Annotated in this window: 12 protein-coding genes; 7 read left to right on the top strand and 5 right to left on the bottom strand. The window is 72.6% G+C overall.

What is annotated here, in order from left to right:
- The first annotated feature begins 178 nt into the window (after nucleotides 1-178).
- The 6 genes from BLT82_RS20840 (at nucleotide 179) to BLT82_RS20815 (ending at nucleotide 6333) form a co-directional block, all read left to right on the top strand.
- A complete protein-coding gene (locus BLT82_RS20840; RefSeq protein ID WP_093657046.1) occupies nucleotides 179-1276 on the top strand; it encodes a barstar family protein in 1098 nt (365 codons plus the stop codon).
- Nucleotides 1277-1359: 83 nt separating this feature from the next.
- Nucleotides 1360-2388, top strand: coding sequence for an N-acetyl-gamma-glutamyl-phosphate reductase (gene argC / locus BLT82_RS20835; RefSeq protein ID WP_093657044.1), 1029 nt, complete (start codon nucleotides 1360-1362; stop codon nucleotides 2386-2388).
- On the top strand, nucleotides 2385-3539 hold the full coding sequence (gene argJ / locus BLT82_RS20830) for a bifunctional glutamate N-acetyltransferase/amino-acid acetyltransferase ArgJ (RefSeq protein ID WP_093657041.1): 1155 nt from the start codon (nucleotides 2385-2387) through the stop codon (nucleotides 3537-3539). Before argC ends, argJ begins: the two co-directional genes overlap by 4 nt.
- Nucleotides 3540-3657: 118 nt before the next feature.
- Entirely contained in the window at nucleotides 3658-4563 is a 906-nt protein-coding gene (gene argB, locus BLT82_RS20825; RefSeq protein WP_093657038.1) for an acetylglutamate kinase, read from the top strand.
- Nucleotides 4560-5762, top strand: a complete 1203-nt coding sequence (locus BLT82_RS20820) for an acetylornithine transaminase (protein WP_093657036.1) — start codon at nucleotides 4560-4562, stop codon at nucleotides 5760-5762. Before argB ends, BLT82_RS20820 begins: the two co-directional genes overlap by 4 nt.
- A gap of 7 nt (nucleotides 5763-5769) precedes the next feature.
- Nucleotides 5770-6333: an arginine repressor gene (locus BLT82_RS20815; RefSeq protein ID WP_093657034.1), complete on the top strand. Its 564-nt coding sequence runs from the start codon at nucleotides 5770-5772 to the stop codon at nucleotides 6331-6333.
- 71 nt (nucleotides 6334-6404) lie between these two features.
- On the opposite strand, the gene BLT82_RS20810 is transcribed toward BLT82_RS20815, so the two are convergent.
- The 5 genes from BLT82_RS20810 to BLT82_RS20790 all read right to left on the bottom strand — a co-directional run bounded on the left by BLT82_RS20810 (nucleotide 6405) and on the right by BLT82_RS20790 (nucleotide 11641).
- Nucleotides 6405-7157 carry an FAD:protein FMN transferase gene (locus BLT82_RS20810; RefSeq protein ID WP_093657375.1) on the bottom strand — a complete coding sequence of 251 codons (753 nt, stop codon included), beginning with the start codon at nucleotides 7155-7157 and terminating at the stop codon, nucleotides 6405-6407.
- A gap of 38 nt (nucleotides 7158-7195) precedes the next feature.
- On the bottom strand, nucleotides 7196-8056 hold the full coding sequence (locus BLT82_RS20805) for an FMN-binding protein (protein ID WP_093657377.1): 861 nt from the start codon (nucleotides 8054-8056) through the stop codon (nucleotides 7196-7198).
- 38 nt (nucleotides 8057-8094) lie between these two features.
- The gene (locus tag BLT82_RS20800) at nucleotides 8095-9462 is read right to left on the bottom strand and encodes a ferredoxin reductase family protein (protein ID WP_093657374.1); all 1368 of its coding nucleotides are present in this window, start codon (nucleotides 9460-9462) and stop codon (nucleotides 8095-8097) included.
- A gap of 209 nt (nucleotides 9463-9671) precedes the next feature.
- Nucleotides 9672-10253, bottom strand: a complete 582-nt coding sequence (locus BLT82_RS20795) for a pyridoxamine 5'-phosphate oxidase family protein (RefSeq protein ID WP_093657032.1) — start codon at nucleotides 10251-10253, stop codon at nucleotides 9672-9674.
- The gene (locus BLT82_RS20790) at nucleotides 10229-11641 is read right to left on the bottom strand and encodes a hypothetical protein (protein WP_244292059.1); all 1413 of its coding nucleotides are present in this window, start codon (nucleotides 11639-11641) and stop codon (nucleotides 10229-10231) included. The genes BLT82_RS20795 and BLT82_RS20790 overlap by 25 nt, the downstream gene beginning before the upstream one ends.
- Nucleotides 11642-11875: 234 nt before the next feature.
- Here BLT82_RS20790 and BLT82_RS20785 point away from each other — a divergent pair, with 234 nt between their 5' ends.
- Nucleotides 11876-13069, top strand: coding sequence for an argininosuccinate synthase (locus BLT82_RS20785; RefSeq protein ID WP_093657030.1), 1194 nt, complete (start codon nucleotides 11876-11878; stop codon nucleotides 13067-13069).
- Nucleotide 13070 lies beyond the last annotated feature (1 nt).

Below are 13070 nucleotides of genomic sequence, written 5' to 3'. Positions count from 1 at the left end.
CGTCGGCCGCCCGGTACCCACTGCCGGCTCCCCGCCGAGCGGCGACGGAGTGCCGACGCGTGGCGATCCGCCCACGCGGCCCGGTCCTCGTGCGGCCGAAGCCCTCCGGGCCGCACCGTTCGCCGCCGAATCGCCGGTCGCCCGTGAAATGGCTGCGCGGACCGGGCCCGGTCCGGGCATGCTTCTCGCCGTGCATGAAAGCAGGGGCCCTCGCGGGCCGGGACGGTATGCCCTGACGGAGCCGGAACACGGGCACGTCTGGGGTGTCTGTGCCGAGGTGGACGGACTCTTCCGGGAGCCCAGGCGCGCGACGTACGTGCTCCTCGGCTGGGTGCCCGACAACGCCGAGGTGCTCGGCTGGGTCGGCAGCCGGGTGTGGCTGGTGCCGGAAGACGGCACGGACGACGTCTGGCTGCTCGAGGACGCCGAAAGCCTCGGACGGCACCCGCGCACGGACGATCTCGTACTCACCGGCACCGACGACTACCTGGGCCCGCCGGAGGGGCACCGGGCACCGGTGCGTCTGCACGACGGGTACCGGTGGCTGGGCTCGTGCCGCGAGTTCGCGCGCGTCCTGCCCGAGGAGCAGGCCGCGCCCCCGGTCGTCCTGCGGGGGCTCGCCCCGAGCGACCGGCTGCGTCAGGCGCTGGCGTCCGGTACGCGGCACGTACCGGAGCTGGGCGAGGCCTTTCTGGAGATACGCGGCGACAACGGGGAGCCGCTCACCGACCGGCTGCTCCGCCCGGCTGTTCGTGCCTGGCGCCCGTCCCCCCGAGGGCCGGATCTGATCGACCTCGAACTCGACGCGGAGATCCACCGGCCCGTGCCCGGGCACGCCCGTCCCGTCTGGGACCGCTGGTTCGCCGGCCCGCCGGAGGCCCCCGGCGCATGGGCTCGCCTGGGCGCCCGGCAGCGCGAGGTGTGGCTCGAACTCGTCCGGGAGCGGGGCTGCCTGCTCACCCACGAGCCCCCGCCGGCCGGGCGTGCGTACGAGCTGGACGGCCGGAACGTCACGGATGAGCCGGGCCTCTTCCTGGCACTCGGCGAAGCCGTCAACGGACCCGGCGGCTACTTCGGCGGCTGCGTGGACGCCCTCGTGGACTGCCTGCACGGCGGCTTCGGCCACACCGCCCCCGCAACCCTGCTCTGGCGGGACATCGCTACCGCGCGCGAGCACCTGTCCCGCCTCCTGTCGCCCGACGGCGAACCGTACGACCTGGTCGCGCTGGTGCTCGACGTCCTCGCCGAGAGGCGTGTGCACGTCACCCTCACCTGAGAGGCCGACGTCCCGGAGATCACCCTCGATTGCATAAAACTGCGGTCATGCGTATAGTCATGCCATCGAGTACGGAGGAACCGATGGCACTACGTGCAGCAGTCGCGGGAGCGAGCGGATACGCGGGCGGGGAACTGCTCCGGCTGCTCCTCGCGCACCCCGGGGTCGAGATCGGGGCCCTGACGGCCAACTCGAACGCCGGGCAGCGGCTCGGAGCGCTGCAGCCCCATCTGCTGCCGCTCGCCGACCGGGTGCTCGCCGCCACCACCGCCGAGGTGCTCGCGGGGCACGACGTGGTCTTCCTCGCGCTGCCCCACGGCCAGTCGGCGGCCGTCGCCGAGCAGCTCGGCGAGGACGTACTGGTCGTCGACATGGGCGCGGACTTCCGGCTGCGCAGCGCCGCCGACTGGGAGAAGTTCTACGGTTCCGCGCACGCCGGGACCTGGCCGTACGGCCTCCCCGAACTGCCGGGTGCCCGCGCCGCGCTGGAGGGGTCCAAGCGCATCGCGGTGCCCGGCTGCTACCCCACCGCGGTCTCCCTCGCGCTGTTCCCGGCCTACGCGGGCGCACTCGCCGAGCCCGAGGCCGTGATCACCGCCGCCAGCGGTACCTCCGGCGCCGGCAAGGCGCTCAAGCCCCATCTGCTCGGCTCCGAGGTCATGGGCAGCATGAGCCCGTACGGGGTCGGCGGCGGCCACCGGCACACCCCGGAGATGGTCCAGAACCTCAGCGCGGCGGCGGGGGAGCCCGTCACCGTCTCCTTCACACCGACCCTCGCGCCCATGCCCCGCGGCATCCTCGCCACCTGCAGCGCCAAGGCCGTGCCCGGCACCACCGCCGACGCGGTACGGGCCGCCTACGAGAAGGCGTACGCGGACGAGCCGTTCGTCCGGCTGCTCCCCGAGGGGCAGTGGCCGGCCACGGCGTCCGTCCAGGGTTCCAACGCCGTTCAGGTCCAGGTCGCCCTGGACGCGACCGCCGGCCGCATCATCGCGATCAGTGCCATCGACAACCTGGCCAAGGGCACCGCCGGCGGCGCGGTCCAGAGCATGAACATCGCCCTCGGTCTGGACGAGACCACGGGCCTTTCTACGATCGGAGTGGCACCTTGAGCGTCACCGCTGCACAGGGATTCACGGCGGCCGGGATCGCCGCCGGGATCAAGGAGAACGGCAAGCCCGACCTGGCCCTCGTGGTCAACGAGGGGCCGCGCCGCGCCGCCGCCGGCGTCTTCACCTCGAACCGCGTCAAGGCCGCCCCCGTCCTCTGGTCCGAGCAGGTCCTCAAGGGCGGCGAGGTCTCCGCCGTCGTCCTCAACTCCGGCGGCGCCAACGCCTGCACCGGTCCCAAGGGCTTCCAGGACACGCACGCCACGGCCGAGAAGGTCGCCGAGGTGCTCGAAGGCCACAGCGCCGGCGAGATCGCCGTGGCCTCCACCGGTCTCATCGGTGTCCTGCTGCCCATGGACAAGCTGCTGCCCGGCGTCGAGAAGGCTGCCGCCGAACTCAGCCCGCACGGCGGCGAGAAGGCCGCCATCGCCATCAAGACCACCGACACCGTGCACAAGACGGCCGTCGTCACCCGGGACGGCTGGACCGTCGGCGGCATGGCCAAGGGCGCGGGCATGCTGGCCCCCGGCCTGGCCACCATGCTCGTGGTCCTCACCACCGACGCCGACGTGGACGCCGCCGGCCTGGACAAGGCCCTGCGCGACGCCACCCGCGTCACCTTCGACCGGGTCGACTCCGACGGCTGCATGTCCACGAACGACACCGTGCTGCTCCTCGCCTCCGGTGCCTCCGGCGCCACCCCGGACCACGGCGAGTTCGCCGACGCCGTACGGGCCGTGTGCGACGACCTCGCCCGCAAGCTCATCGGCGACGCCGAGGGCGCCAGCAAGGACATCCGCATCGAGGTCGTCAACGCCGCGAGCGAGGACGACGCCGTCGAGGTGGGCCGCTCCATCGCCCGGAACAACCTCCTCAAGTGCGCCATCCACGGTGAGGACCCCAACTGGGGCCGTGTCCTGTCCGCCATCGGCACCACCGGGGCCGCCTTCGAACCGGACCGGCTCAACGTGGCCATCAACGGTGTCTGGGTGTGCCGAAACGGTTCCGTGGGCGAGGACCGGGAGCTGGTCGACATGCGTTACCGGGAGGTCCGGATCACCGCCGACCTCGCCGCCGGGTCCGAGTCCGCCGTCATCTGGGCCAACGACCTCACCGCCGACTACGTCCACGAGAACAGCGCCTACTCCTCCTGAACCAGCCCCGGGCGAACTCCCGGACGAGCCCGGCGCGCACACGAGCCCGGGCGAGTGAGCGAGTTCCGGGCGGGTCAGCGAAGCGAGTCCCGAGCGAGTCACGAGAAAGCCGGAGCCGATGAGCACCCGCAAGCACACCGCACTCCCCAAGGCGCAGACGCTGATCGAGGCGCTGCCGTGGCTCACCCGCCACCACGGCAGGACGGTCGTCATCAAGTTCGGCGGCAACGCCATGGTCGACGAGGAGCTCAAGGCGGCCTTCGCCCAGGACGTGGTGTTCCTGCGGCACGCCGGCCTCAAGCCCGTCGTCGTGCACGGCGGCGGGCCGCAGATCAGCGCCCAGCTGGACAAGCACGGTCTGGTCAGCGAGTTCAAGGCCGGGCTGCGTGTGACGACGCCGGAGGCCATGGACGTCGTCCGCATGGTGCTCGCCGGGCAGGTCCAGCGCGAACTGGTGGGGCTGCTCAACCAGCACGGCCCCCTCGCCGTGGGCCTCACCGGCGAGGACGCCCACACCATCACCGCCACCCAGCACCGGCCCACCATCGACGGCGAGCTCGTCGACATCGGCCGGGTCGGAGAGATCACCGAGATCGACACCGGTGCCATCAGTGCTCTTCTGGACGACGGCCGCATCCCCGTCGTCTCCTCCATCGCCCGCTCCGCCGACGACGGCCATGTGTACAACGTGAACGCGGACACCGCCGCGGCCGCCCTGGCCGCCGCGCTCGGAGCGGAGACGCTGATGGTCCTCACCGATGTCGAGGGCCTCTACGAGGACTGGCCCCACAGCGACGAGGTGATCAGCCGGCTCACCGCCACCGAGCTCGAGAAGCTGCTGCCCGAGCTCGCCAGCGGCATGGTTCCCAAGATGCAGGGCTGCCTCCACGCCGTGCGCAACGGGGTGAACACCGCGCGCGTCATCGACGGCCGGGTGCAGCACTCCATCCTGCTGGAGATCTTCACCGACGAGGGCATCGGCACGATGGTCGTGCCCGACGGAACCGAAGGGGGACCGGCATGAACGACGCCACGGCCAACCAGCGGCTCTCGCAGCGCTGGCAGGGCTCCATGATGGACAACTACGGCACCCCGGCGCTGTCGCTGGTGCGCGGTGACGGTGCCAGGGTCTGGGACGCCGACGGCACCGAGTACCTGGACTTCGTCGGCGGCATCGCCGTCAACGCCCTCGGCCACGCCCACCCTGCCGTGGTCGAGGCCGTCACCCGGCAGATCGGCACGCTCGGCCATGTGTCGAACCTGTACGTCGCCGAGCCGCCCGTCGCGCTCGCCGAGCGGTTGCTCCAGTTGTCGGGCCGCCCCGGCCGCGTCTTCTTCTGCAACTCGGGGGCCGAGGCCAACGAGGCCGCCTTCAAGATCGGCCGGCTCACGGGCCGCCCTCACATGGTCGCCACGCAGGGCGGATTCCACGGCCGGACGATGGGCGCGCTCGCCCTCACCGGCCAGCCGGCCAAGCAGCGGCCCTTCCTGCCCCTGCCGGGCGAGGTCACGCACGTGCCGTACGGGGACGCCGAAGCGCTGCGGGCCGCCGTCACCGAGGACACCGCACTGGTCGTCGTCGAGCCGGTGCAGGGCGAGAACGGAGTGGTGGTCCCGCCGCCCGGCTATCTCCGGGCGGCACGGGAGATCACCCGCGCCACCGGGACGCTGCTCGTGCTCGACGAGGTGCAGACCGGCATCGGCCGTACCGGCCACTGGTTCGAGTACCAGGCGCACGAGGGCGTCGACCCCGATGTCGTCACCCTCGCCAAGGGCCTCGGCGGCGGTCTGCCGCTCGGGGCGACCATCGCCTTCGGTCCGGCCGCCGAACTGCTCCGGCCCGGGCAGCACGGCACCACGTTCGGCGGCAATCCGGTCGCCTGCGCCGCCGGGCTCGCGGTCCTCGGCACGCTCGACGGCACGCTCGACGAGGTCAAGCGGACCGGTGAGAGGCTGAGGGACGGCGTCGAGTCCCTGGGGCATCCGCTGGTCTCCCACGTCCGCGGGGCGGGCCTGCTGCTGGGTATCGTGCTCACCGAGCCTCTCGCCGCCCGGGTGCAGCAGGCGGCTCAGGGTGCCGGACTCCTGGTCAACGCGCCCGCCCCCGACGTCGTACGGATCATGCCGCCGCTGATCATCGGCGACGCGGAGGTGGACGCCTTCCTCCAGGCGCTCCCGGGCATCCTCGACGAGACACACGGGGACGGACGATCCGGAGAATGAGACGACGATGACCGATGCGCAGGGCACCGAGAACTGGGGTTCCCCCCAGGCGGAGTCCGGGGGAGGGCCGTCCGTGCCGCAGACCCGCACGGCCCGCCACCGCCGGATCGTGGACATCCTCAACCGGCAGCCGGTGCGCTCCCAGAGCCAGCTGGCGAAGCTGCTCGCGGACGACGGACTGAGCGTCACCCAGGCGACCCTCAGCCGCGACCTCGACGAACTCGGGGCGGTGAAGATCCGGAACACCGGTGGGGAACTCATCTACGCGGTGCCGAGCGAGGGCGGATTCCGCACCCCGCAGGCCCCGTTGGGGGAGTCCGCCAAGGAGGAGCGGATGCGCCGGCTCTCCGGCGAGCTGCTGATCTCCGCGGAGGCCTCGGCGAACCTGGTGGTCCTGCGGACGCCCCCGGGTGCGGCCCAGTTCCTCGCCTCGGCCATCGACCAGGCGGAACTCCACGCGATTCTGGGCACGATCGCCGGTGACGACACCCTGCTACTCATCTCCCGCGATCCGGCGGGCGGCCAGGCTCTCGCGGACCACCTGCTGCGTCTCGCGCAGAAGGACCGCTGACGGCCGGGGTGTTCACGGCCCGCACGGGCCGTGAACACCCCGTCGGTGGCCCGACGTGCCGCCCCCGGCGGTCAGGCCGCCCGGCCCTCCCCGTTCCCGGACCGCGCCAGATGCCGGGCGAATCCGGTGGTCTGCCAAGTGGTGCCGTCCGGGGCGACGGCGAACCCCTCCGCGCCGGGGAGTTGCTCCAGCCAGGCGCGGGCTTCCGGGCCCATGGCGTAGGCGGCCGTCGCCCGCGCGTCCGCCTGGGTCAGCCCCGGGGCGACGACGGTCAAGGACGCCAGGCCCCCGGCCGGCGCCGCGCCGGTGTGCGGGTCGATGATGTGGCAGCCGCGTTCGGCCGGGCCGGAGGTGGCGACGGCGAGACCGTCGTGCGCCTCGACGACCGCCGCCAGCCCGCCGGGGCACAGCGGGTCGGAGATGCCGATCCGCCAGGGGCCCCCGTACAGCTGGACGTCGCCGCCGCCGTTGAGGCAGACCGCCGTGGCACCGGAAGAGGCGATCATGTCCACCGCACGCTGGACGGCCCACCCCTTCACCAGACCGGTGGGGTCGAGTCCGCCCGCGTAGCGGGCGGTGAACCACCCGTCGCTCAGGCGCTCCTCGGCCTCGCAGTGCCCGAAGACCTCGGCGACCTCCGGTTCGCAGTCGGCCAGGGCGAGTTCACCCCTGGCGAGCCTGCTGATCTGGCTCTCGGGGCGGTGCGTCGAGAACACCTCGTCCACGTGGTGCAGTCCGGCCACGGCGGCGGCGAGCCCGGCGCGTACGCGCTCGCGGTCGGCATCGCCGTCCAGCCGGACGTCGAACGAGAACACCGTGCCCATCACGTGCTCGGCATGGCGCATCCGCGCCGTCTCCCCGCTCACAGGCCCGCCTTGTCGAGGGCGCTCTGCAGGGAGCGGATGTAGCCCTCGCTGGTGTAGGTGGCGCCGGAGACGGAGTCGATCCCGGCGCTCTGCGCGGTGAGGACCGCCTGGTTGAGCTTCGGTACGGCGCTGGCGGCGATCTTGCGGCTGTTGGCGTCGGAGTCGGGCGTCCTGACGGCCTCGGCTGAGGTGATCCGCCCGCCGCTGACGGTGAGGCGCACCTGCACGTCGCCGTACTGGGTGCCCGCCACGTCCCCGAGCACCGACTCCGTCCCCGCCGAGCCCGAGTCCGAGCCGGAGTCCTGGCCCGAGCCGGAGTCCTGGCCAGAACCCGAATTTTCGCCGGTGCCGGTGCCCGGCTCGCCGCCCGACCCGTCCCCATCCGGGGCCCCGCCGTTTCCTCCGCCCGGCGTGCCCTGGCCCGTTCCTTCGCCCGCGCCCGCCTTGTCGAGGGCGCTCTGCAGGGAGCGGATGTAGCCCTCGCTGGTGTAGGTGGCGCCGGAGACGGAGTCGATCCCGGCGCTCTGCGCGGCGAGGGCCGCCTGGTTGAGCTTCGGTACGGCATCGGCGGCGATCTTGCGGCTGTTGGCGTCGGTGCTCGGCACCTTGACGGCCCGGGCCGCCGTGATACGCCCGTCGCTCAGCGTGAGTTCGACCTGTACCGGTCCGAACTGGGTGTCGGCCTCCTCCCCGAGGACGGTCTCCCCGCCCGCGGGTACGGCCCCGCTGCCGGCGGGTGCCGAGGCCGCCGGGGGTGCGCCGCCGGCCTGCGACGACGCTCCCGCCACCGAGGTGCCCGGCTGCTTCAGCGTCAGGAGCAGCGCGACGGCCGACGTGGTGCCGGCGACGGCGATCATCATCCGGCGCAGTGGATGCTTCCTCTTCACGTACGGCCTCACATCTCGAACGATTCGTGATGGATACGACGCGACGGCACGCCCGCCGCCCGCAGTGCGTTGTAGGACTCCTCGGCGAGCCCGGGCGGGCCGCAGAGGTACACGTCGTGCTCGTCGATGTCGGGGAACACTTCCTTCAGCCGCTCGGTGGTGATCTCCGGACGCGCCCCGTCAGGCCCGTTCACGGCGTACAGCAGCTTCGCCCGCCGGGTCTCGGCGATCTCCTGGAGCTCGGTCCACAGCGCCAGGTCCTCCGTGGAACCGGCCCGGTAGAGCAGTGACAGGTCCCCGGGACCGCCGGGCAGCGTCTCGAACAGCGCCCGCAGCGGGGTGATCCCGGCGCCTCCGGCGATCAGGAGCACCTTGTTCCGGCTGCGCCGGCCCGCGGTCATCGCTCCGTACGGACCCTCGGCCCAGACCCGGGTCCCCGGCTCCAGCCGGCCGAGCGCCCTGCTGTGCTCCCCGGCGGCCTTGACGGTGATGCGCAGCAGGTCGGGACGGGGCGGAGCGGAGAGGGAGTACGGATTGGAGCTCCAGCGCAGGCCGTCGGTAAGGAACCGCCAGCGGAAGAACTGGCCCGCCTCCGCGCCGATCCGGTGCAGCCGCCGGCCCGTCACCAGCACGGACACCACGCCCGGCGCCTCGTCCACGACGGACTCCACCCGCATCCGGTGCCGGAGGTTGAGCCGCACCGGCGCCAGGATCCGGTACCAGAGGAGCAGGGCGCCGACCGTGCCGTAGAGCACGTACCAGATCGTGCGGGCGGTCGCGCTGGCCACGAACTCCGATCCGGTGGCGAGCTGGTGCCAGAACGTCAGATAGACGGCGACGTAGGTCAGCAGGTGCAGGTAGTACCAGGTCTCGTAGCGCATCCGGCGGCGCACGGCGCCCGCCGAGACGAAGCCGACCAGCAGCAGGAGCGCCGTGCCGATCGTCGCCTCGATCATCTCGGGGAAGTCCACGACGACGGTGACGGTCTGCTCGACCAGTCCGGTCCGTGCCTGGACGGAGTACCCCCAGACGGTGAGCACGACATGGGCGACGACGAGGCTGATCGCGTAACGGCCGCTCATCGCGTGCCAGCGCGTCGCCCGGTCGGAGCCCACCCGCCGCTCCAGCGCCGGCACGCGCGCCATCTGCAGCACCACGAGGGCGATCATGTAGCCGCCGAGCAGGCCCGTGATCCGGCCCGCCCCGATAAGCCACTCCGCGGTGTCCATGTGGACGACGGCGGTGTTGTCCCACCACAGCCACATCACGGCGGCGGCCCCGGCCCAGGCGGCGACCAGCAGCACCGTCGCCGGATTGCGGCGCGGCCGGATCGCCTGCATGGTCAGGCGTCTGGCCGCCCGACCGCTCTGAATCATCGTCACCGCTGCTCCTCGGTCATCCGTATCGCTCAGGTGGATACGGAGAGGAGGTCCGAGGAGTTCAATCGCCGGGCAGCGCAGTCGGCGAGCCGCCGGACGCGGCGCCGTCGAGTTCCCGCGCGAGGCGCTCCCGAGGTCCCCGGCGGGCGTCCGGTGCGGCACCGCGCCGGCACTCGGCGCCGTACCGCATCGGCGTCCTCAGCGGTTCAGTCCGTGCGCGCGGGCAGTGGCAGCGGGAGAGCGGGCAGCCCGTCCAGACTCACTCCGACGTGCGGCTTCTTCTCGCAGTAGGCCGCGAACTCCTCGTCGGTCTTGCGCGCGAGGTACTCCGCGTGCTGCAACCGGTCCTCGCGGTAGTCCATGAAGGGAACGGCGAACCCGCAGGCGTCGCCGATCCGCCGGGCGCGCACGACGATCACCGCGCGGGCGCCGTCGCCGTCGGCGTCCCGGAAGTGGGCGAGGTACCCGGCCCAGCGCGGGTCGTCCCGGAAGACCGCCTCGCCGTGTCCGTGCACCCGCAGCACCTTCGGCGGTCCGCTGAAAGCGCACCACATCAGGGTGATGCGGCCGTTCTCCCGGAGGTGGGCGATGGTCTCGGCGCCGCTGCCGCCGAAGTCCAGGTAGGCCAGGGTCAGTTCGTCGAGGACGACGAGGGTGCCCTTCCGGCCCTTGGGGGAGAGGTTGACATGTCCGTCGGCGGCGAGCGGCGCGGTGGCGGTGAAGAAGACCGGCTGCTCCTCGATGAAGGTACGGATACGGCCGTCTATGCGTTCGTACGTCTGACCCATGCCCGGATTATCGCGCGAACGCGTGAACGCCGGGGAGGCGCCGTGCTCTTGGCGTGCCGCACGGCCGTCCCCGGCTCCTGAGCCGTCCCGGGCTCCCCGACTGTCCCCGTTTCCCCGCCGGCCGGGGGCCGTCCGGTCAGTCCCGCCCGGCCCCGCAGGCGCAGCAGTACGTACTCGCCGAACAGATGAGTGCAGCGGTGCAGCAGCGCGTCCAGTTCGGCCGGGTCGTGGTGCCTTTCCACGGGCGGCTCCCACTGCCGGATCGCGGATCCCGCCAGGGCCCTGAGCGAGGGGTCCGAGTCGTCCAGGAGGATCACGGCGGCACGGAGTTCCGCGATCCCGCCCCGGGCGCGCAGCAGGCGGAACGCCGCGCGCCGGGTGTGGGTCGGATACCGGCGGGCGGTGAGCCGCCGCCGGAGCCAGTCCTCGGGGAGCCGGTCCGCCCACGGAAGGAGCGCGGTCGCCGCCTCCCGGGCGACGGCGGGCGTGGGGTCGTCGAGCAGCGGACGCAGCCGCTCCACGTCGGACCTGCCGAGCAGGCGGAGCCCGGCGACGGCCCTGGCCCGTACCGACGGCATGAGATGGGCGGTCAGCGGCCACGGCAGCTCGGCGTCAGCGCTCTCGCCGCACTCGGCGAGCCCGAGCGGCGCCCAGCCCGGTACGCCGTGGTCGGCCGGGTCGGCGCACAGGGCGCGGTAGAGGGGGTGCGGTTCGATTCCGCCCTGCCGCAGGACATAGCGGGCGCAGGCCCGTACCTGCCCCGAGCGGTCCGCGAGGTACGGGCGGGCCTCGCCGTGGCGCCCGGCCCGGCGCAGGGCCGTGACCCCGGCGGAGCGTGCGGCGGGATACCGGGAGCGCAGCAGGGGGACGATCACGTCGTCGCCGGTGGCGTCGAGCGCGAGGGCGGCCTCTGCGCACAGGTTCTGCACGACGGTGTCGTCCTCGGCCGCGGCGGCGAGGGCCAGGCGGTTCGCGGGCAGGAGTCCGCGCTCCACGGCCAGACCGAAGGCGAAGCGGCGCGTGTGGCGGTCCGGGGCGGCCAGCAGGGGCTCGAGGACGGGCGGCCGGGCCGTCCGCAGGAAGGAGGCCAGGGCCTCGGGGGCGAAGCCGCCGCGGTCGCGGCGTGCCAGCCGCAGCGTCAGCGCCGTGACCGGCACCGGGTCCGCCGGCAGCGACCCGGCCAGCAGCGCGGGGAGCAGGTCCCGGCCCCGCTTCCGGACCGGCCCGGCCCAGTCCGCGGTCCGGACCACCAGCAGCGGCAGCAGGTCAGGGGCGTCGGTGACCCGCTCCAGAGCCGCTTCCCGGACCCTCCCGTCACGGTGGCACAGCGCCAGGGCGGGCACGCGGGCGCGGTCCCCGGACCAGCTCACCGGTGCGTTGGGTCGCACGGTGCGGACCTCCGCGTCGAGCTACAGCCAGACCTCCGGTTCCGTCGCCCCGAGCGCCTCGTGGAGCCCCGTCCCCTGCATCAGCCGTTCGACGGCCGCGTTCCCCCTGGTCGGCATGGAGGTGAGGGTATGCAACGGGAGGACCGGCGGCCACGGGATTTCCCGCGCGTTGACAAAACATACGGAGGACTGCATAGTTATACCCATCACCGCATGCACCGTAAGGAGAAACCCGTGACCGAGCGCGTCGTACTCGCCTACTCGGGCGGTCTGGACACCTCCGTCGCCATCGGCTGGATCGCCGAGGAGACGGGCGCCGAGGTCATCGCCGTTGCCGTGGACGTCGGCCAGGGCGGCGAGGACCTGGACGTCATCCGCAAGCGCGCGCTCGCCTGCGGTGCCGTCGAGGCGGAGGTCGCGGACGCCAAGGACGAGTTCGCCGAGGAGTACTGCCTCCCGGCGATCAAGGCCAACGCCCTCTACATGGACCGCTACCCGCTGGTGTCCGCCCTCTCCCGGCCGACGATCGTCAAGCACCTCGTGGCCGCCGCGAAGAAGCACGGCGCCTCGATCGTGGCCCACGGCTGCACCGGCAAGGGCAACGACCAGGTGCGGTTCGAGGCCGGCATCGCCTCCCTCGCCCCCGACCTGAAGTGCATCGCACCGGTCCGCGACTACGCGATGACCCGGGACAAGGCCATCGCGTTCTGCGAGGAGAAGCAGCTCCCGATCGCGACCACCAAGAAGTCGCCGTACTCCATCGACCAGAACGTCTTCGGGCGGGCCGTCGAGACCGGCTTCCTGGAGGACATCTGGAACGGCCCGATCGAGGACATCTACGAGTACACCTCCAACCCGGCCGAGGCCCGTGAGGCCGACGAGGTGATCATCTCCTTCAAGGAGGGCGTGCCGGTCGCCCTCGACGGCAAGCCCGTCAGCGTCCTGCAGGCGATCCAGCAGCTCAACGAGCGGGCCGGCGCCCAGGGCATCGGCCGGATCGACATGGTCGAGGACCGGCTCGTCGGCATCAAGTCCCGTGAGGTGTACGAGGCTCCCGGCGCGATCGCGCTGATCACCGCCCACCAGGAGCTGGAGAACGTCACCGTCGAGCGCGAGCTGGCCCGGTACAAGCGGCAGGTCGAGCAGCGCTGGGGCGAGCTCGTCTACGACGGCCTGTGGTTCTCCCCGCTCAAGCGGGCCCTGGACGGCTTCGTCGACGAGGCCAACCAGCACGTCACCGGCGACATCAGGATGACCCTGCACGGCGGCCGCGCCGTCGTCACCGGCCGGCGGTCGGAGCAGTCGCTGTACGACTTCAACCTCGCGACCTACGACACGGGCGACACGTTCGACCAGTCGAAGGCCCAGGGCTTCATCGACATCTTCGGACTCTCGTCGAAGATCGCCGCGAAGCGCGACCTCGCCTGAT

The sequence above is a fragment of the Streptomyces wuyuanensis genome, from assembly GCF_900103455.1.
In the GTDB taxonomy this organism is placed as follows: domain Bacteria; phylum Actinomycetota; class Actinomycetes; order Streptomycetales; family Streptomycetaceae; genus Streptomyces; species Streptomyces wuyuanensis.
Note: the sequence above shows the minus strand (reverse complement) of the source record. Positions and strands in the feature narration are given on the sequence as shown.

What these genes read in the sequence shown, in the direction of transcription:
- BLT82_RS20840 (WP_093657046.1), top strand. Translation starts at nt 179, where the DNA reads ATGCTTCTCGCCGTGCATGAAAGCAGGGGCCCTCGCGGGCCGGGACGG.
- argC (WP_093657044.1), top strand. Translation starts at nt 1,360, where the DNA reads ATGGCACTACGTGCAGCAGTCGCGGGAGCGAGCGGATACGCGGGCGGG.
- argB (WP_093657038.1), top strand. Translation starts at nt 3,658, where the DNA reads ATGAGCACCCGCAAGCACACCGCACTCCCCAAGGCGCAGACGCTGATC.
- BLT82_RS20820 (WP_093657036.1), top strand. Translation starts at nt 4,560, where the DNA reads ATGAACGACGCCACGGCCAACCAGCGGCTCTCGCAGCGCTGGCAGGGC.
- BLT82_RS20815 (WP_093657034.1), top strand. Translation starts at nt 5,770, where the DNA reads ATGACCGATGCGCAGGGCACCGAGAACTGGGGTTCCCCCCAGGCGGAG.
- BLT82_RS20810 (WP_093657375.1), bottom strand. Translation starts at nt 7,157, where the DNA reads ATGGGCACGGTGTTCTCGTTCGACGTCCGGCTGGACGGCGATGCCGAC.
- BLT82_RS20805 (WP_093657377.1), bottom strand. Translation starts at nt 8,056, where the DNA reads ATGATCGCCGTCGCCGGCACCACGTCGGCCGTCGCGCTGCTCCTGACG.
- BLT82_RS20800 (WP_093657374.1), bottom strand. Translation starts at nt 9,462, where the DNA reads ATGATTCAGAGCGGTCGGGCGGCCAGACGCCTGACCATGCAGGCGATC.
- BLT82_RS20795 (WP_093657032.1), bottom strand. Translation starts at nt 10,253, where the DNA reads ATGGGTCAGACGTACGAACGCATAGACGGCCGTATCCGTACCTTCATC.